15 protein-coding genes and 1 pseudogene are annotated in these 18,924 nt (G+C 65.8%); 7 read left to right on the forward strand and 9 right to left on the reverse strand.

Features of this window, described 5'->3' with window-relative positions; genetic code table 11:
• Window positions 1–146 precede the first annotated feature (146 nt).
• Window positions 147–3,746 (forward strand): urea carboxylase, encoded by a 3,600-nt coding sequence (uca, locus tag QCE58_RS16575; protein WP_250522500.1) that lies wholly within the window; start codon window positions 147–149, stop codon window positions 3,744–3,746.
• Between the two features lie 19 nt (window positions 3,747–3,765).
• The gene (gene atzF / locus QCE58_RS16580; RefSeq protein WP_175980158.1) at window positions 3,766–5,586 is read left to right on the forward strand and encodes an allophanate hydrolase; all 1,821 of its coding nucleotides are present in this window, start codon (window positions 3,766–3,768) and stop codon (window positions 5,584–5,586) included.
• A gap of 63 nt (window positions 5,587–5,649) precedes the next feature.
• On the opposite strand, the gene QCE58_RS16585 is transcribed toward atzF, so the two are convergent.
• The 7 genes from QCE58_RS16585 to QCE58_RS16615 all read right to left on the reverse strand — a co-directional run bounded on the left by QCE58_RS16585 (window position 5,650) and on the right by QCE58_RS16615 (window position 13,262).
• Window positions 5,650–6,882 carry an MFS transporter gene (locus QCE58_RS16585; protein WP_250522499.1) on the reverse strand — a complete coding sequence of 411 codons (1,233 nt, stop codon included), beginning with the start codon at window positions 6,880–6,882 and terminating at the stop codon, window positions 5,650–5,652.
• A gap of 79 nt (window positions 6,883–6,961) precedes the next feature.
• Window positions 6,962–7,513, reverse strand: coding sequence for a hypothetical protein (locus tag QCE58_RS16590; protein ID WP_250522498.1), 552 nt, complete (start codon window positions 7,511–7,513; stop codon window positions 6,962–6,964).
• Window positions 7,514–7,561: 48 nt separating this feature from the next.
• Window positions 7,562–8,326: a hypothetical protein gene (locus QCE58_RS16595; protein ID WP_250520298.1), complete on the reverse strand. Its 765-nt coding sequence runs from the start codon at window positions 8,324–8,326 to the stop codon at window positions 7,562–7,564.
• Window positions 8,327–8,474: 148 nt separating this feature from the next.
• Window positions 8,475–9,845, reverse strand: coding sequence for a sigma-54 dependent transcriptional regulator (locus tag QCE58_RS16600; RefSeq protein WP_250522497.1), 1,371 nt, complete (start codon window positions 9,843–9,845; stop codon window positions 8,475–8,477).
• Complete coding sequence (locus tag QCE58_RS16605; protein WP_250522496.1) at window positions 9,830–11,320, reverse strand: HAMP domain-containing sensor histidine kinase; 1,491 nt, start codon at window positions 11,318–11,320, stop codon at window positions 9,830–9,832. Before QCE58_RS16605 ends, QCE58_RS16600 begins: the two co-directional genes overlap by 16 nt.
• Window positions 11,321–11,563: 243 nt before the next feature.
• Complete coding sequence (locus QCE58_RS16610; protein WP_284502658.1) at window positions 11,564–12,217, reverse strand: transcriptional regulator; 654 nt, start codon at window positions 12,215–12,217, stop codon at window positions 11,564–11,566.
• A gap of 43 nt (window positions 12,218–12,260) precedes the next feature.
• Window positions 12,261–13,262: an ornithine cyclodeaminase family protein gene (locus QCE58_RS16615; RefSeq protein ID WP_250522494.1), complete on the reverse strand. Its 1,002-nt coding sequence runs from the start codon at window positions 13,260–13,262 to the stop codon at window positions 12,261–12,263.
• Window positions 13,263–13,446: 184 nt separating this feature from the next.
• Here QCE58_RS16615 and QCE58_RS16620 point away from each other — a divergent pair, with 184 nt between their 5' ends.
• The 4 genes from QCE58_RS16620 (at window position 13,447) to QCE58_RS16635 (ending at window position 16,729) form a co-directional block, all read left to right on the forward strand.
• Window positions 13,447–14,229, forward strand: coding sequence for an ABC transporter substrate-binding protein (locus tag QCE58_RS16620; RefSeq protein ID WP_008346553.1), 783 nt, complete (start codon window positions 13,447–13,449; stop codon window positions 14,227–14,229).
• A gap of 24 nt (window positions 14,230–14,253) precedes the next feature.
• Window positions 14,254–15,495 carry an FAD-binding oxidoreductase gene (locus QCE58_RS16625; protein WP_250522493.1) on the forward strand — a complete coding sequence of 414 codons (1,242 nt, stop codon included), beginning with the start codon at window positions 14,254–14,256 and terminating at the stop codon, window positions 15,493–15,495.
• A 152-nt stretch (window positions 15,496–15,647) separates the two neighbouring features.
• Window positions 15,648–16,112, forward strand: a complete 465-nt coding sequence (locus QCE58_RS16630; protein ID WP_175980164.1) for a GNAT family N-acetyltransferase — start codon at window positions 15,648–15,650, stop codon at window positions 16,110–16,112.
• Window positions 16,109–16,729, forward strand: coding sequence for an FMN-dependent NADH-azoreductase (locus tag QCE58_RS16635; protein WP_250522492.1), 621 nt, complete (start codon window positions 16,109–16,111; stop codon window positions 16,727–16,729). Before QCE58_RS16630 ends, QCE58_RS16635 begins: the two co-directional genes overlap by 4 nt.
• Here the strand turns inward: QCE58_RS16635 and QCE58_RS16640 are convergent.
• A pseudogene (locus QCE58_RS16640) lies at window positions 16,726–17,484 on the reverse strand (PLP-dependent aminotransferase family protein); the annotation flags it as partial. The gene QCE58_RS16635 and the pseudogene QCE58_RS16640 sit on opposite strands and share 4 nt — an antisense overlap.
• Between QCE58_RS16640 and QCE58_RS16645 the strand changes: the two are divergent.
• Complete coding sequence (locus QCE58_RS16645; RefSeq protein WP_250522491.1) at window positions 17,407–18,051, forward strand: SDR family oxidoreductase; 645 nt, start codon at window positions 17,407–17,409, stop codon at window positions 18,049–18,051. The pseudogene QCE58_RS16640 and the gene QCE58_RS16645 sit on opposite strands and share 78 nt — an antisense overlap.
• Window positions 18,052–18,108: 57 nt before the next feature.
• On the opposite strand, the gene QCE58_RS16650 is transcribed toward QCE58_RS16645, so the two are convergent.
• Complete coding sequence (locus QCE58_RS16650; protein ID WP_175980167.1) at window positions 18,109–18,900, reverse strand: SDR family oxidoreductase; 792 nt, start codon at window positions 18,898–18,900, stop codon at window positions 18,109–18,111.
• Window positions 18,901–18,924: the final 24 nt, after the last annotated feature.

Raw genomic sequence — 18,924 nt, forward strand, 5'->3', positions numbered from 1 at the left:
CATGCTCGTTCGCTCGGGACGCTGCTGCACGACCACGCGCGAACAACTGAACCGAAGCTATCGCTGAAGCGATCGCGGCCGCGGACGACCGCGGCTCGCCATGCTCACGGCGGGACGGCCCGCCTCCGAACGACCCTTCCCTTTCCATGTTCGAGAAGATCCTGATTGCGAATCGCGGGGCGATCGCCTGCCGCATTCTCAGAACCTTGCGCGCGCTCGATGTCACCGGCATCGCCGTGTATGCCGAAGCGGATCGCGCTAGCCGCCATGTAAGCGAAGCCTCGATTGCGCATTCGCTCGGCGACGGTCCCGCCGCGACGACCTATCTCGACACGGCGAAGATCCTCGACATCGCGCGTGCCGAAGGCGTGCAGGCGATTCATCCCGGCTACGGCTTTTTGTCGGAGAACGCGGCGTTCGGCGAAGCGTGCGAAGCGGCGGGCATCGCGTTCATCGGACCGACGCCCGCGCAATTGCGCGCGTTCGGCCTCAAGCACACTGCCCGCGAAATCGCCGCGAAGGAAGGCGTGCCGATGCTCGAAGGCACGGGCCTCCTCGACGACTTGCCGTCCGCGCTCGCTGCGGCAGGGCGCATCGGCTATCCGGTGATGCTGAAGAGCACGGCGGGCGGCGGCGGCATCGGCATGCGCGTGTGCTGGAACGCGGGCGAACTCGGCGCGCATTTCGACGCCGTGCGCCGTCTCGGCGAGAACAACTTCAGCGACGCGGGCGTGTTCCTCGAGAAGTACATCGAGCGGGCGCGGCATCTCGAAGTGCAGGTCTTCGGCGACGGCCAAGGCGACGCCATCGCATTGGGCGTGCGCGACTGCTCGGTGCAGCGGCGCAATCAGAAAGTGCTCGAAGAAACGCCCGCGCCATCGTTGCCCGAAGGCGTATCGGCTGCGCTGTGCGATGCCGCGATCCGTCTCGCGAAGGCCGTCGATTACCGGTCGGCCGGCACGGTCGAATTCGTCTACGACAGCGCGGCGGAACGGTTCTATTTCCTCGAAGTGAACACGCGTTTGCAGGTCGAGCACGGCGTCACCGAGCAGGTCTGGGGCGTCGATCTCGTCCGCTGGATGATCGAACTCGCCGCTGGAACGCTCGCGCCGCTTTCCTCGCTGATGGCGGGCCTGAAGCCGCGCGGCCACGCGATCCAGGCGCGCCTGTACGCGGAAGATCCGGGCCGCGACTTCAAGCCGAGCCCCGGCCTCGTGACCGATGTCGCCTTCCCCGTAGCCGATGGCCGCGCGCTGCGCATCGATACGTGGATCGAAGCCGGATGCGAAGTGCCGCCCTACTTCGATCCGATGCTCGCGAAAATCATCGCGTGGTCGCCGACGCGCGACCAAGCGCGCCACGCGCTCGACGAGGCGCTCGCGAACACGCGGCTTTACGGCGTGGAGACGAATCGCGACTATCTGCGGCAGATCATCGGCGACGCGCCGTTCGCGTCGGGCGAGCCGTGGACGCGCTGCCTCGAAGCGCTGAAGTATCGCGCGAGCACGATCGACGTCGCGAGCGGCGGCACACAGACGACGGTGCAGGACTATCCGGGCCGGCTCGGCTATTGGGCGGTCGGCATTCCGCCGTCGGGACCGATGGACGACCGCTCGATGCGCCTCGGCAATCGTCTCATCGGCAACGCCGCCGACGCCGCCGCGCTCGAAGTGACGATGAGCGGCCCGACGCTGCGCTTCAATACCGATGCGGTGATCGCGATCACGGGCGCTGACATTCCCGTCACGCTCGACGATATCGCGCAGCCGATGCACACCAGCATCCATGTCGCGGCGGGCTCGACGCTCGCGCTCGGCACCATTCGCGGCGCGGGCGCGCGTGCCTATCTCTGCGTGCGCGGCGGCTTCGATGTCGCGTCGTATCTCGGCAGCCGCAGCACGTTCACGCTCGGCCAGTTCGGCGGACACGGCGGACGCGCGATCCGCGCCGGCGACGTGCTGCACGTCTATCCGCTCGGCGACGCGCAAGCAGGCGCGACGCTCGGCGATGCGCTGCGCCTCGAACCTGTTCGCACGATCCGCGTCATCTACGGCCCGCATGGCGCGCCCGAGTATTTCAGCGCGGCGTATATCGAACGCTTCTTCGATACCGAATGGGAAGTGCACTTCAATTCGAGCCGTACCGGCGTGCGCCTGATCGGGCCGAAGCCCGAATGGGCGCGCGAGGACGGCGGCGAGGCGGGCCTGCATCCGTCGAATATTCACGACAATCCGTATGCCGTCGGCGCGATCGACTTCACCGGCGACATGCCCGTGATCCTCGGCCCCGACGGCCCGAGCCTCGGCGGTTTCGTGTGTCCGGTGACGATCATCGAAGCGGACTTGTGGCAGATCGGCCAGTTGAAGGCGGGCGACAAGGTGCGCTTCGTTCCCGTCGAGATCGGCGAAGCGCGTGAGGCCGCGCGGCGGCGGCGTCGTGAAATCGAATCGCTCGATATCGAACGCGGCGAAGTGACCGAACGACGTGCGGCGCTGACCTCGCCCATCGTGCTCGATAGCGGATCGGGCCGCGAAAGACTCGTCGCGCGCGTGTCCGGCGATACGCATCTGCTGCTCGAAATCGGCCCGGCGGAACTCGATCTCGTATCGCGCTTTCGCGGTCATGCGCTGATGCAGTCGCTCGAATCGCAGGCGCTTCCCGGCGTGGTCGATCTGACGCCGGGCATCCGCTCGCTGCAGATTCATTATCGGCCCGACGACTTGCCGCTCGCGCGTCTGCTTGCGATCGTCGAAGAAGCGTGGGCGCAAGTGCTGCTGCAAGGCGATCTGCGCGTGCCGTCGCGCATCGTGCATCTGCCGCTTTCGTGGGACGACCCGGCGTGCAGGCTCGCGATCGACAAGTACATGACGACGGTGCGCAAGGATGCGCCGTGGTGCCCGAGCAATCTGGAGTTCATCCGGCGCATCAACGATCTCGATTCCATCGATGCCGTCAGAAAGATCGTCTTCGATGCGAGCTATCTCGTGATGGGTCTCGGCGACGTGTATCTCGGCGCGCCGGTCGCGACGCCGCTCGATCCGCGTCATCGTCTGGTGACGACGAAGTACAACCCGGCGCGAACGTGGACGGCGGAGAACTCGGTCGGCATCGGCGGCGCGTATCTGTGCGTGTACGGCATGGAAGGTCCGGGCGGATATCAGTTCGTCGGACGCACGCTGCAGATGTGGAACCGCTACGCGCAGACCGCGGATTTCTGCGGCCAGCACTATCTGCTGCGCTTCTTCGATCAGATCCGCTTCTACGAAGTGTCCGCCGACGAACTCATGCGCATTCGCGCGGATTTTCCGCTCGGGCGCTATCCGCTGCGCATCGAGGAAACGGAGCTGTCCTTGCCGGACTATCAGGCGTTTCTCGCAGACGAAGCGTCGAGCATCGATGCGTTCCGCACGCGTCAGCAAGCGGCGTTTCAGGCCGAACGCGAGCGCTGGCGCGAAGCGGGCGCATCGGAAGACGCGCAGGATGCGCCACTCGTCGATGACACCGAACTCGCACCGCTCAAGGCTGGCGAAGTCGCCATCGACAGCGAGATCGCGGGCAGCCTGTGGCAAGTGAAAGCGGCCCCTGGCGATGAAGTCGCGGCGGGCGACGTGCTGCTCGTCATCGAGTCGATGAAGATGGAGATTGCCGTCTGCGCGCCGTGCGCGGGCACCGTCGCCGCGATCCATGTCGCGCCGGGTTCTCCGCTGCGCGCGGGACAGCGCATCGCGGTCATCGAACGTCACTGAATCTATCCAACGGAAAACCATGTCGACATTCGATCTGCGTCTCTCCACGCTGCGCCGCGAATATCGCGAAGGCTCGCTCACGCCGCGCAAGCTCATCGCCCGGTTGCGCGACAAAGCCGCCGCGCTCAATCCCGAGTTCAATCTCTTCATCCATCTGCTGACGGAAGAAGAGATCGCGCCTTTCGTCGATCGGCTCGAAGGCCACGATCCGGACAGTTTGCCGCTCTACGGCATTCCGTTCGCGATCAAGGACAACATCGACCTCGCGGGCATCGAAACGACGGCGGGCTGTCCCGCGTTCGCTTACACGCCCGATGAATCCGCGACGCTCGTCGGCCAGTTGATCGCGCTCGGCGCGATTCCGCTCGGCAAGACCAATCTCGACCAGTTCGCGACCGGTCTCAACGGCACGCGCTCGCCGTATGGCAAGTGCCGCAACAGCGTGCATCCCGGGTATCCGTCGGGCGGATCGAGCGCGGGGTCGTCGCTTGCGGTCGCGCTCGGCGTCGCGAGCTTCGCGCTCGGCACCGACACGGCCGGATCGGGACGCGTGCCTGCCGCGCTGAACAATCTCGTCGGCCTCAAACCGACGAAAGGATTGCTCTCGACCGCGGGCGTCGTGCCGGCATGCCGCACGCTCGACTGCGTGACGTTCTTCACGGCAACCGCCGCCGAAGCCAGCGAACTGCTCGCGCTGACCGCGCGGCACGATCCGCGCGACGCATACAGCCGACGCAATCCGCAATGGAACGCGGCGCGTGCGTTCGGCACGCCGCACGCGTTCCGTTTCGGCGTGCCCGCGCAACTGGAGTTCGCGGGCTGCAGCGAAAGCCCCGCATTGTTCGCGCAAACGCGTGCGCTACTCGAAGCGGCGGGCGGCGAAGCGGTCGAGATCGACTTTCAGCCGTTCGTCGAGGCGGCGCAATTGCTGTATCAGGGACCGTGGGTTGCCGAGCGCTATAGCGTGACGGGCGAGTTGATGACGACGCAGCCGGATGCCGTGCTGCCCGTCATTCGCGATGTGCTGGCGAAAGCGCCGGGCGCGACTGCCGTGGAGCTGTTTCGCGCGCAGTATCGGCTTCAGGATCTGAAGGCGCTATGCGATGCATCGCTCGATACGCTCGACTTCGTGCTCACGCCGACGTATCCGCGACCGGTGACGCTCGCTGAACTGGAGCGCGATCCCATCGGCCCGAATTCGCTGCTCGGCTACTACACGAACTTCATGAACCTGCTGGACTATGCGGCGGTGGCCGCGCCCGCCGGCTTCATGGAGAACGGATTGCCGTGGGGCGTGACCGTCTTCGGCCGCGCGTTCACGGATCAATATCTGCTCGGCGTCGCCGATCTGCTTCAGCGCAGAAGCGGCATGCGCTGCGTCGGGGGAGGCGAAGTCGATGCGAGTCCGCACGGCGCGGCGGCCAACGATCGCATGACGGTCGCGGTATGCGGCGCGCACATGCAGGGCTTGCCGCTCAATCGCGATCTCGTCGCGCGCGGCGCGCGTCTCGTGCGGGCGACGCGCACCGCGCCTTGCTATCGGCTATGCGCGTTGCCCGCATCGGCCGACGGCACGCGCAGGCCAGGCATGTGGCGCGTCGCGGACGATGGCGTCGGCATCGCCGTGGAGGTCTGGGAGATGCCGAGCGCGGAATTCGGATCGTTCCTCGCGACGATTCCTTCTCCGCTCGGGCTGGGCAAGGTCGAGCTGTCGGACGGTTCGTGGACGGCCGGTTTCATCTGCGAGCCGTACGCGGTGCAATCCGCCGAAGACATATCGGCGTTCGGCGGATGGCGCGCGTGGCTCGACGGTCGGCATCTTCAAGCCGCGCCTGGTTGATCGATCGGATTTGTCAACGCGCAGTCTGCAGCGAGCGCAAGGCCCGGCAAAGGAAAAGCGGATTCATGTCGCCAGAGAGGAATCTTGCGCGACGTCGCGGTGAATCCCGCACGCCTTTTTGAGCGAAGCGCCGAAGATGAGCCAGAGTGCGAGCGAGCCTGTCGATACGCCTCCCAGCACGAAGAACGCCGTTGCATAACCGAAATGCTGCGCGAGCACGCCGCCCAGTGCCGGGCTAAGCGCAGCGCCGATGCCCTGCACGGTCATCACGACGCCCTGCCCCACGTTCACCCGTCCGGTTCCCCGCAGCAAGCGCACGACCAACGCGGGGACCGCGACGCTTTGCAGACCCGCGCCGATTCCGTCGAGCGCCTGCACGGGCCACACGCCCCATGCCGCGATAAACATTCCCGCCACGAGTCCGCGCGCCGGCAGCGCGAGAAACGTGATCAGGATCACACCCCAGTAGCCGATTCGCTGGATGAGGCGGTTCGCGAAGACCGCCGCGACGACCATCACGAGTTGCGCAATCACGATGGTCTGCGCAGTGAACGCACTCGGATCGCCCTGATGCGCCGCCACGACCGCGAGCCCGTAAAGCGGCAGCATCGCCGCGTTGCCGAGATGGAACATCGCCAGCGAGGCGGCGAGGAGCAAGATGGGCCGGCACGTCAGCAGCACGCGAAATCCGCTCGCCTGTTCATGCCCGGTCGGGGACGAACTGCTCAAGCCGCGCGCGCTGTCGTGATCGATCGCATCGCGCCGGATGAGCAGCGTCGAAATCACCGTCATCGCGCCGGACACGCCCGCGAGCACGAACACCGCGCCGAACCCATAGCGCCATCCGAGCCAGCCGGACAGCGCGGCGCCTACGACGTTTCCCGCGTGATTGGCCACCTGATTGCGGCCGAACTGCCTGTCGAATCCTTTCTCGCGCACGATTCCCAGCGTGATGCCGGCGACGGCGGGACCGAGCGCAGCGCCCGTGACCGCGGTGAATATCTGCGATGCAGCGACCATCCAGTAGCTGTGCGATACCCATAGGACGAGCGATGCAAGCGTCGTCATCACGCCTGCGATGACGATGACGCCGCGCTTGTGATGCGTCGCATCGACCAATGCGCCAGCCGGGGACGTGGCCAGCATGCCGGCGATGCCGCCCAACGTCATGACGGTTCCGATCGCATCCGCATGCCAGCCGTGCGCCTGCAGGAAAACGCCGAGAAACGGCCCGATGCCCGCCTGCACGTCCGCCATGAAGAAGTTCAGCCCTTCTAACGCGTATGAGGGATTCATGGTTCACCAATGACGTCCGTTTCGTTGGGCCTTGGTCGGTTCCGAGCGCGGGCTTCGCTTTGAGACTTTGGGATCGCCCTCAACCGTTTTCGGGCGCGTCGACGAGCTGGGCGATTTCATCGACCTCGATCGTCCGACCATGCCTGTTCCTGACGCCGTGCCCCCAGGCGTGGACATGCGCGCCCGGACTCAGGTAATCGGCCAATTCGGCCGCGGCGTGCGGTGGCATGCGCAACGAGGTGCCATCGTGGAGCAAGGCGCCGCGCAATTCGCCTTTCGGTCCGAAGAGCGACAGCAGGACCTCGCCCGACGCTTCCATCGCCTTGCGCTCGACATGCGGTCTCTCATGCGTTTCGCCGTTAGCGTGCGGACCTTCGTCGCGAATGAGCACACCGCTTTTCGATGTCAGCGAGACAGCGGCGATGATGTCCGCGTCTCGCGGCTTTATCCCGCGCACGCGGATCTGATCGCCCGGCGCGACATGCCGCGCGAGTTCCTTCGATAGATGCGGTGGAAAATGAACCTGACGCGAGCCGAGCACGAGGCCGTCGATTTCTCCGTGTGAATTGAGCAGAAAACGTGTCACCTTTCCGCGGGTCTCGGGAAGGCTGGCGGGATCGATCCAATGCATGTCGCTACTCCTGAATGAGCGTGAGTGGGTAGGTCAGGCTTGCGCCGATCAGGGCGCTGTCGGCGGACGGTCGTAAATCTGCGTGAGATTGCCCGGCGAACCGAACGACGTCGCCTGAAGCGCCGTGCCGTATTGATTGCGCGTGCCATACCCGCGCGCCGAAACCGTGGCTCCCGTTCGAACCAGGCTTCCGAACTGCTGTGCGACCGGAGGCGTGAGTTTGATGACCGTGCCATCGGAGAGAATCACGCCGTCGGGCTCGCCACGCGGCGCGGTCGTTACGTGCGCCACCTGCCCCTGCGCACTGAGGCGCGAGAGACCGGCGCCGCGCAGTTCCCGCGGAAGTGGTAGCGCGCCGGGCATCGGCGGCTGATCGATCAGTTGCTGTCCACTTCGCGTGTCGGCGATGCGTTGCGCGATGAAGTTGCCGCCTTCATCGCGCCAGCCGCTCAACTGCACGCTGTCGCCTTGGCGAACCGTCGAAGTCAGTTGCGCGCTCATGTGCGGCGGGAACCGTACGAGCGTCCCGTCGCTGGCGAGAAAGCCGTCGACGTCGCCATCGGGATTCGTCAGAAAGCGCGCTACGGTCGCTTGCGTCGTGGTCATCGAGGCCGCGTTGGAGATCGGTCTCGGGGCCAGGCCCGGAGGCCGAGGCGGCGGCGCGTCTGCGGAGACCGGCGGCGGGGGCGGCGGCGCCGTCACAGCGCTCGTTTGCGCTGCGCAACTCGCGCTCATCGCGAGGGCGGCGGCAAGGCTCGTCGCGCCGAGCAGGCGAACGGCGATTCGCCGATTGGCTGGCTGGGTCGATTGCATGTTTCACTCCTTTCGCGTGGCGCGGAGTGTTCTGCAAGTGCTATGCCATTCGAAGAATGCTGAAGACTTCGACGTCTTGCGCGAACGAAGATCGTCGATGTGTCAACGAAACGGACATCGCCTGTCCGATTCGTTGACACTCGTTTCCCTACGACGACGCATCGGACATTCCGAGACTCGTCATCCGCGTATAGAGCGACTGACGGCTGATGCCGAGCCTCCTTGCCGCCTCCGCGCGATTGCCACCCGACGCAGCCAGCGCGTGAGTAATCAGCGCGCGTTCGAGCCGCGCAACGGCTTCCGTAAGCGGAAGCTCGAGCAGCGCTGGCGGAATTGCCTCGCCGGCTTTGTCTTTTGCCGCAACGAGAAACGCGAAATCTTCGCGTGTGAGCACTTGCCCCGGCGCAAGCGCACTCGCCCGCTCGATCGCGTTGGCCAGTTCGCGCACGTTCCCTGGCCAAAGGAAAGTGGCCAGAAGGCGCTGGGCATCGGCGGAGAGATGCTTGCGCGTCGCTTCGGTCGATGCAGCTTCCAGAAAGTGCTCGGCGAGCGGCAGGATGTCGGCCACACGCTCCCGTAGCGGCGGCATGTGCAACGGGATCACGTTGAGGCGAAAGAGCAGGTCCTGTCGAAACGTGCCCGCCTCGACCATCGCGGCAAGATCGCGATGCGTTGCCGCGATCACGCGCACATCGACCGATATTGTCCGGTTCGTTCCGAGCGGCCTGACTTGCCGTTCCTGTAGCGCGCGCAGCAGTTTCGCCTGCATGGAACGCGGCATGTCGCCGATCTCGTCGAGAAACAGCGTGCCGCCGTGCGCCTCTTCGATCCGGCCTTTGCGCTCGCCCTGAGCGCCGGTGAACGCGCCTCGCGCGTGCCCGAAGAGTTCGCTTTCGAGCAGGTCTTCGGGAATGGCCGCGCAGTTCACCGCGACGAAGGGACCGTTCGCGCGCGCCGAGGCGCGATGGAGCACGCGAGCGGCCACTTCCTTGCCGGTCCCGGTCTCGCCGGTGATCAGCACGGTCGAGTTCGTTCCCGCCGCGCGGCCCAGGCGCTTCTGCACGTCGCGCATGGCTTCGCTTACGCCGAGCAGTCGCGGCTCGCGAGAAGTCACGTCGTCGCTGAATGCGGGCGTGAGGGGGGAGCTTCGCTGCGCCGATAGTATCCGCTCCAGCAGCGCGACGATCTCATCGCGTCCGACCGGCTTGGTCAGATGTTCGAACGCGCCGAGCCGCATCGCGCCGATGGTGTTGTCGCTCGTGGCATGGGCCGTCAGCATGACGACGGGCACGGCTTGCAGCTTCGCGATCGCACGCAATGACTCGAGCACCGCAAGACCGTCCGCGCCCGGCAAGCGGAAGTCGAGAAAGATGCACTCGGGCGCCGGGTTCGCGCGCAGCCAATGCAGTGCCTCTTCGCCGGAGCGCGCCTCGATCGCCCGGTGGCCCAGGTCTTGCACGGTTTCCACGAGTCCTTCGCGGAAGGCATCGTCATCGTCGGTGATTAATATGGTCGCCATGGCAAGTCGATCACGAAGCACGTCATGTTCGAGTCGTCGTCGAGATAAGCACGTCCGCCGTGCGCCGACGCGATCTCCCGCACGACGGCAAGGCCCAGGCCGGACCCGTCGGGCCGCCCCGTCACGAATGGCTCGAAGATCCGTTCGCGCTCGGCCGCGCCGACGCCGGGACCATTATCAATGACCGTGAGCCGAAGCCGCTTCCCGTTCGCCGACTCGACGCCGCGTGCGCGGAGCATTACCTGCGTGCCAGACGGCGCGTGCCTCAGCGCGTTCAGGATGAGGTTGTCGAGCGCGCGCGCCAGTTGCACGGGATCGAAAATCGGCATGCCTGCGTCTTGGTCGACGTCCACATCTTTGCCGAGCGCGATGCCACGGCGTTCGGCGCCCGGCTCATGCGTATGAATAATGTCGTCGAGCCATGCGTGCAGGCTGACCTCACGCGTCTGCAGCGAAACGGGCTGCGTCAGCGCGAGCAGGCTCGTCACCTGCGACTCGATACGGCCCACCTGCTCGATGATCGACCTCAACGCTGCTTCGCGGCGCGCAGCATCGCCTGCCAGCGCGTTCTCGGCCTTCAGACGCATGGCGCCAGCCGGATTGCGAATTTCATGCGCGATTTGCGCCGCCATTTTGCCGAGCGTGCTGAACCGTTCGGCCTGTGCGAGCTGGGCGTTCAGTGCGTCTGCGTCCCGCTTGAGCTGCTCCGCACGCGCGACGTAGCGGTTGAGGGCTTCGACGATCTGATCCAGATCACGCTCGCCCAACCGTTCCAGCCGTTCGCCGCGCTCGAACTCGCCCTCTGGCGCAAGCGCGCGTTCAAGCCGGGTCAGGTTGTGCTTCCAGCGCTTGAGCGTCAGCGCCAGAAACACGGCGAGCACGACGATGACCGAGAGCACGCCGGCGAGGATGGCCGCTGCGCGCTGTCCGTATGGCCCGAGCGGCGGCCGCGCGCGCGTGAGCGTCCAGGCCAGCAGGCCCGCGTGGCGCGGCACGGGGCAAGCGATCGCGATGACGGCGTCCGTTCCGCTCGAAACGACATCGGCGCGCATCTGCCCGATGCTGGCTGCGTGCTGAAGCGTGCGCAGGATAAGCGGTGTCTCCGCTTCGGGAACGTCTCGTTTCATGCCGCTCCCGCCATAGGTCGGAAAGGCATAGGCCAGGAAGCCGTTCGGCGCGCCGGATGCCGGCTCTTTCGCCCAGAACCCGCCTTCGATGCCCTCGGTCCGTATCAGAACCAGATCGAGCACCGCGTGCATGAGATCGACATTGGTTTCGTCGGGATGCTGCATGGACATGTCGTAGCGCGAGGCCACCGCCTCGCATGCTGCAGCAGCCTGCTCCTTCGCGACGACCACGCGTTCCCCAAGCGCCGACGAAAGCGTGAGCCATACGGCACCGCTCAAGAGCCCGCACAGAACGGCGACCAGAAGCCAGAGCGTGAAGAGTTGAGTTGAGAACGACGGTCTCGGCATGGACGGTCTACGGGCGAGTCAAAGTGAGCGCGTTGGGAAGCAAGTATTCTGCCATCGACAGAATCCATCCACGTTCCGCGCTTCGTCGCCATTCTTCCCCGCTACCTCTGGAGGTAGCGACCATCGCCGCATGGCGTATCGGCGCGCATCGGTTCGGGAAACTCGAGCGACATCGCGGACGAAAGCTCCGTCACGCGCACTTCGTATACGCGTGGTTAGCTGCGTGCGCGGCAGCAGAGCGCCTCAACCGCCGTCCTTCATCTCGCGCAGATGCTTGTAGACCGTCGCGCGGCCCATTCCGAGCACCTTGGCGACATAGTTCGCCGAGCTCTTGCCTTTGAATGCGCCCTGCGCGTGCAGCGCCTCGACGAGCTCACGCCGATGATCGCGCGTGAGCGAGTTGAGCGCGATCTGCCGCTCGCGCAGCCAGCCATGCAGGAAGGTGTTGATGCGCTCCTGCCAGTCGTCCTTGAAAAGCTCGACAGGCTGCGCGACGACGCCCGCGCCACGCAAAAAGAGATCGAGCGTCGAGCGCATCTCGTCGAACGCCGCGATGTTGAAATTGATGCACATCACGCCCGCGGCATTGCCCGCGTCGTCGAAGAGCGCCGTGCTCACGCAGCGCATGCGGCGTCCGTCCCAGTTGAGCTTTTCGTACGGACCGACGAGGCGCTCGCGCGCGGTTTCCTCGACATCTTCGAGCGCCGAGTCGTCGCCGATCTCGCGCTTCGAGAGATTGTTCGACAGGTACGCGATGGTCTGGTCGGAGAGATTGTGGATCACCACTTCCGCATAGGGGAAGAAGAGCGTCGTGATGCTGTCCGCGATGTGCGCGTAGCGCGCGAGCAGCGATTCGCGAGCGGCGTCATCGGGCTTCGGCGTCTTGCGTCGGGGCATGGAAGTCGGCATGAGTTCGGAACGGCGAATGGCGATGATACCGCTAGGCCGCCGCGCGCTGCTTCGCGAGATGAACATACAGCGCGTGCGCGACCGCGATGTCCTCGAGGCCGAGCCCGATCGAGCGGAAAAACACCGCGCGCTCATGCGAAGGTGCGGGACACGCGCCGCGCGCAAGCTCTGCAAGATCGCCGCGAATCGCATCGGGCGACCAGCCGTGACGCTCCCGCGCGATCACCATTTCGCCGGCGCTCGCGGGCGTCGTCCGCCGATAGTCGCAGTAGACATCGAGCGCGTTCAGCGCGGCCGCGTCGATCTCGTGCGCGCGCGCGACGTTCGTGCTGATGGAGGTAATAAGCGCAGGCTTCGTGAGCGCATCGAGCGCGAGCACCGGCGTGCCCGATGATGTGCACAGCATCACGACATCCGCATCGCGCACGCACTCGTCAACCGACGCCGCGACGCGCACACGCGCATCGAGCGCCCGCAGCGCGTCCGCACGCTCGCCATCGCTTGCGAGGCGCGGCGAATGGATGCGGATCTCCGACCATCCGCGCAACGGCGCGACATGCCGCAGATGCGCGAGCGCGACGCTTCGCGATCCGATGACCGCGAGCCGCTCGCTCGATACGCGCGCGAGCCGGTCGACCGCGAGCGCCGTCGTGCCCGCCGTGCGCTCGGTCGTGAGGAGCGCGGAATCGCACCACATCAGCGGCGCGCCGGTGCGCATCGACATGAGCGCGGTCCAGGCGGTGACGATCGGCGCGCCAGGCTGCGCGATGTAGGGCGAGAGCTTCGCGCCGAAGACCTCGTGCTTCGCCAAAACGCCGAGATAGGTGATGAAATCGCCGGCATCGCGCGGAAACAGCGTGAGCGTCTGCGGCGGCTGAACGGCTTCGCCATCACCGAGCGCGGCGAACATGTCTTCGAGCGCGCCGCGGATATCGAGCGAAGGCAGCGCCCGCCTCACTTCCTCTTCGTGAACGATGAAAGGAATCTGCGCGCCGGGCGCGGCCTCGCGCGCTTCTTCGGGCAAGGAAATCATTCGAAAACCTCCGGTTCGTGGCCGTTGAGCGATTGCTTCGCGACTGCTTCGACGTAGACTATTTTGTCCATTCTAGACTTTTATTTTATTTTTCGTCTATATTTCGATTGGGCGCGCGGGCATCTCCGCGCGCCTGGCGCAAGACAGAGACGGTGCGGGTTCACAAACGACCTTGGTGACGACAATGAACTGGAAGATGATCTGCTTCGCGGGCGCGGCGAGCCTCGCGTTCACAATTGGACTGGCGCACGCGGAGTCGCAGACCTTGCGATTCGGCGTCGAGGCCTCCTATCCGCCGTTCGAGAGCAAGACGCCGGCGGGCCAGCTCGAAGGCTTCGACATCGACATCGGCAACGCTGTGTGCCAGCGCATCAAGATGAAGTGCGTATGGGTGGAGAACAGCTTCGACGGGCTGATTCCGGCGCTGCAGGCGCGCAAGTTCGACGCGATCAATTCGGCGATGAACATCACCGACAAACGCAGGCAGGTGATCGACTTCACGCCGCCCGTCTATGTCATGCCGATCCAGATGGTCGCGCGCCGCGACGCGAAGCTGCAGCCGACACCCGCGAGCCTCAAGGGCAAGTCCGTGGGCGTGCTGCAAGGCTCGACGCAAGAGGATTACGTGCGCAAGCACTGGGCGAGCGAAGGCGTGCAGGTCGTGACGTACCAGAGCCAGGACCAGATCTTCGCGGACCTGAGCGCCGGACGGCTCGACGGCGCGGTGCAGGAAGTGCAGACCGCCATCGACGGTTTCCTCGCGAAACCCGAGGGCAAGAACTTCGATTTCGCGGGCGCCGCCCTCACCGACCCGTCCACGCTCGGCGAAGGCACCGGCATCGGCTTGCGCAAGGACGATGCGGCGTTGAAGGCGAAGGTCGTCGCCGCGCTCGATTCGCTGAAGAAAGACGGCACACTGAGCGCTTTGTCGCAAAAGTACTTCAAACGCGACATCATTGCGAAATAGGCACTTCATCAGGCATCGGAAAAAATGGCTCAGGACGTGATCGTGCTCGGCGCGGGCATCGTGGGAGTGAGCGTGGCGCTGCATCTGCGGCAGCGCGGATGGCAAGTGACGCTCGTCGATCGCCGCGCGCCCGGCGAGGCGACGAGCTTCGGCAATGCGGGCCTGATCGAGGCGTCGTCGGTCGTGCCTTATGCGTTTCCGCGCGACTGGGGCACCGTGCTCAAGTTCGCGATGAATCGCTCGACCGCGCTGCGCTACGACCTGCGCTCGCTGCCCGCGTATGCGCCGTGGCTCACGCGGTTCTGGTGGGAATCGGCGCCCGCGCGTCTGGCCGCCGCCGCGCGCGACATGCTGCCGCTCATTCAGCGAAGCGTGGCCGAGCATGAGGCGCTGATCGCGCGGGCAGGTCTCGCCGATCTCGTGCGGCCCACCGGCTGGCTCGAAGCGTATCGCTCGCGCGAGCAGTTCGAGCGCGAAGCAAGCGCCGCCGAACGGATCGCGCGCGAGCACGGGCTCGGCTTGAAGGTGCTCGATGCCGAGGCGCTGCATCGGCTGGAGGCATCGCTCGATGGCGGATACGCGGGCGCGATGCACTGGACCGATCCGCGCAGCGTCATCGATCCGGGCGCGCTGACGAAGGGCTATGCGGCGCTGTTCGAGCGCGAGGGCGGACGCTTTCTGAGCGGCGACGCCGCGACGCTCGAACCATCGGGCAGCGGCTGGCGCATCATGACGTCGAGCGGACCGGTCGAAGCGCAGGCGGCGGTGGTGGCGCTCGGCGTATGGTCCGGCGACCTCGTGCGCCGGTTCGGATACCGCATCCCGTTGATGGCCAAGCGCGGCTATCACATGCACTACGCACCCGACGGACGCGCCGCGCTATCGCGGCCGGTGGTCGATATCCAGAACGGCTACGTGGTCGCGCCGATGCGGCGCGGCTTGCGTCTGACTACCGGCGTCGAGCTCGCGAGCCCTGACCGGCCGCCGAGCCCCGTGCAACTCGAACGCGCGGAGCGGATCGCGCGACCGGTGTTCGGCCTCGGGGCGCGCATCGACGAGTCGCCGTGGCTCGGGCTTCGGCCCTGCACGCCGGACATGCGGCCGGTGATCGGACCGGCGGATCGCCATCGCGGGCTCTGGTTCGCGTTCGGGCACGCGCATCACGGCCTCACGCTCGGTCCGGTGACGGGCAGGCTTGTCGGCGAGCTGATGAACGGGGAAGCGTGCTTCACCGATCCAGTTCCGTATCGCGCGGGCAGGTTCTAGCACTTGTCGAGCGGCGAACGTTTCCGATCCGGCGCAGCATCGCCCGCGCGATCGAGCACGCCGTCATGGCCTACCCGGAAGCGCGTTTCTTGGCCCTTCAGACTGCGCCATCGCATCGGTAATGTATGTGTCATGCATTGTGGAGAACACGCATGGACACATCGATCGTTTTTCGACACCTCGATACCCCCGAAGACTGGACGCGCGCCTTCGACGTAATGAAGGAACTCCGGCCGCACCTTACGGACCCCGATACGTTTTGCGCACAACTGCGCCGTCAACGCGAGGAAAGCTATCGGCTGCTGGCCGCCTGTGACGACGAAGGCGCGATTCTCGGCCTCGCCGGGTATCGAACGCAGACGAACACGCTGTACGGACGCTTCGTTTATGTCGACGATCTCGTCGTCACGGCGCGTCTGCAAGGCAGCGGCATCGGTGCCCGTTTGCTGGACACCGTCCGCGGGATCGCACGGGACGAACACTGCGCCCACTTCGTGCTCGACACCGGCCTGCATATGGCGCTCGCACAGCGCTTTTATTACCGCAACGGCCTGCTCGCCAAGGGCATGCATTTTGTGCAGACGCTGGCTGTGCCCGGCGAGGAGCGCGCGCGATGAAAGTGCTCTTCATCAACGCGAGCCCGCATGGCGACGCGAGTCACGGCTACCGGCTCGCGCTCGAAATGATCGATACGTTGCGCAAGCGTGCGCGCGTGGATATCGTGAAACGCGATCTCGCCGCAACGCCGCTGCCTCCGCTCACGCAGGACTACGCGCGCGCCATCACGTCGCGCCATCCGGACGAAGCGCAGTTCGACATCTCCGAACAATTGATCCGCGAAATCGAAACCACCGACACGCTCATCATCAATACGCCGATGCACAACTTCACCGTGCCCGCCGCGCTGAAGCTATGGATCGACTACGTGCTGCGCATTCACCGCACGTTCGTTTCGACGCCCGAAGGCAAGGTCGGTCTGATGCGCGACCGGCCCACGTTCGTGATCGTCGGTTCCGGCGGATTTCATGGCGGTGAGCTTGCGCGTCAGCGAGACTTCCTTACGCCGTACCTGCGTTACGCGCTCGGTTCGATCGGCTTGCAGGACCTGCGCTTCGTGACGCTCCAAGGCCTCGTGTGCGGCAGCGAAGCCGTCGCACAGGCGCTCGATCTCGCGCGCGAGGACATCGCGAGGCACGCGCTCTTCGCATCCGACGGCTACACCGTCACGCCCTAACCGTCATACGCCCGGCGAAGCATGCGCGCGAGACGGGCCGCTTCGCCGGCATCGGCGACATTCGCGAAGCCGACGACGATACCGCGCAACGTTTCCTTGCTTCGCCCGTTGAGATACCACGCGGACAGCGCGAGCACCGCGAGACCCGCCTCCCGCGCGCGGCCGGCCATCGCCAGATCGTCGACGGGACCGTCGCGATCCGCACGGAAGATCGCGACGAGATGCATGCCGCCCGTCGGCAACCCGATGCTCACACGATCTCCGAACGCCTTCTGTATCGCCGTCGCAAGCCACTCGCGCCGTTGCGCATACAGCGCGCGCATGCGCTTCAGATGCCGCGCGAAATGCCCCTGCGCGATGAAGTCCGCCACGGCCGCCTGATAAAGATACGGCGAGCCCGCGTTCATGCTCGCCGTGACCTGGCCGAAGCGCTCCACGGCCCGGCCGGGCGCGACCACATACGAGAGCCGCAGGCCCGGAAAAAGCACCTTGCTGAAGGTGCCGCAATAGATCACGCGATCGTCGCGATCCAGGCTCTTCAGCGCCGGCAACGGGCGGCCCGCGTAGCGGAACTCGCTGTCGTAATCGTCCTCGACGATCCAGCCCTGCGCGCGGCTCGCCCAGTCGAGCAGCTTCATGCGCCGCGCGAGCGACAGTGTGACGCCGAGCGGACTCTGATGCGCTGGCGTGACGAACGCGAAACGCGCATCGGCCGCGAGCGCGATGCCGGCATCGACGTCGAGCCCTTCGCGCCTTCGTGGGCGCCGGACGACGTCATGGCCTTCTTCCGCGCATCGGCGACGAATCTCGGCAAGGCCGAGGCCGCGGCGGGCGTGCAGCATCATGTGGCGTTGTCGGTCGTCGGAACGGACCGCATGCCGGACAACGGCTATTTCCGCGCGAAGGCCGCGCAGGAGAAGCTGATCGCCGAAGCGGGCGTGCCGTATTCGATCGTTCGCGCGACGCAGTTCTACGAGTTTCTCGGCGGCATCGCCGATGCCGGCATGCAGGACGGCAAGGTGCATCTGTCGCCGGGACAGTTTCAGCCGATCGCCGCGGACGATGTCGCCGCAATCGTCGCGGATGTCGCGCTCGGCGCGCCGCTGCTCGGCATCGTCGATATCGCGGGGCCGGAGCGTGCGCCGCTCAATCGGATCATCGGCCGGTATCTGAAGGCGAAGGGCGATGTGCGCGAGATCGTCGTCGATCCGGACGCGACGTACTTCGGCGGCACGATCAGCGAAGACTCGCTCGTGCCGACCGGCGAAGCGCGTCGCGGCGGCATCGGTCTGGATGAATGGCTGGCACGCGCGCACGCGTGAGTGTGACGGCGGGCGCCGCCGTGCCCGGCGCCCGCTTCGGTTGCGCTTTTCGGATGGTCAGAGATATTCGACGTTGCCGTCGACGCTGATGGCTTGTCCCGAGATGTTGCGCGCCGCCGGCGATGCCAGGAACAGCGTCATCGCTGCGATATCGTCGACCGTGACCATGCGGCGCAGCGAAATCTTCTTCAGGTACTGCGCTTTCATTTCATCGAAGCCGACGCCCGCCGATTCGGCGCGCGCGGCGATCACCTTGTCCATGCGCTCGCCCTCGACGACGCCCGGCAGGATCGCGTTGACGCGGATATTGCTCGGCCCGAGTTCGACGGCCAACGACTTGACGAGACCGACGATCGCCCATTTCGTCGATGCATACGGCGTACGGTACGCATAACCCAGCCGGCCAGCGACGGACGACATCGCGATGATGCCGGGGCGATCCGACGTCTCCTTGAGCAGCGGCACCGCGCGGCGCAGAAAATAGTATTGGCTGTTGAGATTCGTCGCGATGGTTCGCTCCCAATCGTCCGGATCGATGGCTTCAATCCCGGCAGTCGGACCCGCGATGCCCGCATTGTTGATGAGCAGGTCGAGCCCGCCGAGCCGCGAGCGCGCGTCGTCGATGACGCTATCGACTTGCTCGCGCGCGCCGACATCGGCGACACCGGCATGCAGCTTCGGATTGCGCGCTTTGGCGCCATCGACCGCCTGCTGGTTCACGTCGCAGATATAGACTTGCGCGTCGGCTTGCACGAATGCGTTCGCGATTGCAGCGCCGATGCCGGCAGCCGCGCCCGAGATGAGTACGCGCAAGCCCGGGACCGGTTTGAGAAGCTCAAAAGTATTCATGTTCGATATCGACATTCGTTCGGT

The sequence above is a fragment of the Caballeronia sp. LZ028 genome, assembly GCF_031451415.1.
Classification (GTDB): Bacteria; Pseudomonadota; Gammaproteobacteria; order Burkholderiales; family Burkholderiaceae; genus Caballeronia; species Caballeronia zhejiangensis.

What these genes read in the sequence shown, in the direction of transcription:
- QCE58_RS16610 (WP_284502658.1), bottom strand. Translation starts at nt 12,217, where the DNA reads ATGCCCCGACGCAAGACGCCGAAGCCCGATGACGCCGCTCGCGAATCG.
- QCE58_RS16585 (WP_250522499.1), bottom strand. Translation starts at nt 6,882, where the DNA reads ATGAATCCCTCATACGCGTTAGAAGGGCTGAACTTCTTCATGGCGGAC.
- QCE58_RS16625 (WP_250522493.1), top strand. Translation starts at nt 14,254, where the DNA reads ATGGCTCAGGACGTGATCGTGCTCGGCGCGGGCATCGTGGGAGTGAGC.
- QCE58_RS16635 (WP_250522492.1), top strand. Translation starts at nt 16,109, where the DNA reads ATGAAAGTGCTCTTCATCAACGCGAGCCCGCATGGCGACGCGAGTCAC.
- QCE58_RS16600 (WP_250522497.1), bottom strand. Translation starts at nt 9,845, where the DNA reads ATGGCGACCATATTAATCACCGACGATGACGATGCCTTCCGCGAAGGA.
- QCE58_RS16615 (WP_250522494.1), bottom strand. Translation starts at nt 13,262, where the DNA reads ATGATTTCCTTGCCCGAAGAAGCGCGCGAGGCCGCGCCCGGCGCGCAG.
- QCE58_RS16650 (WP_175980167.1), bottom strand. Translation starts at nt 18,900, where the DNA reads ATGAATACTTTTGAGCTTCTCAAACCGGTCCCGGGCTTGCGCGTACTC.
- QCE58_RS16590 (WP_250522498.1), bottom strand. Translation starts at nt 7,513, where the DNA reads ATGCATTGGATCGATCCCGCCAGCCTTCCCGAGACCCGCGGAAAGGTG.
- QCE58_RS16605 (WP_250522496.1), bottom strand. Translation starts at nt 11,320, where the DNA reads ATGCCGAGACCGTCGTTCTCAACTCAACTCTTCACGCTCTGGCTTCTG.
- QCE58_RS16620 (WP_008346553.1), top strand. Translation starts at nt 13,447, where the DNA reads ATGAACTGGAAGATGATCTGCTTCGCGGGCGCGGCGAGCCTCGCGTTC.
- uca (WP_250522500.1), top strand. Translation starts at nt 147, where the DNA reads ATGTTCGAGAAGATCCTGATTGCGAATCGCGGGGCGATCGCCTGCCGC.
- QCE58_RS16595 (WP_250520298.1), bottom strand. Translation starts at nt 8,326, where the DNA reads ATGCAATCGACCCAGCCAGCCAATCGGCGAATCGCCGTTCGCCTGCTC.
- atzF (WP_175980158.1), top strand. Translation starts at nt 3,766, where the DNA reads ATGTCGACATTCGATCTGCGTCTCTCCACGCTGCGCCGCGAATATCGC.
- QCE58_RS16630 (WP_175980164.1), top strand. Translation starts at nt 15,648, where the DNA reads ATGGACACATCGATCGTTTTTCGACACCTCGATACCCCCGAAGACTGG.
- QCE58_RS16645 (WP_250522491.1), top strand. Translation starts at nt 17,407, where the DNA reads ATGCGCTGGCGTGACGAACGCGAAACGCGCATCGGCCGCGAGCGCGAT.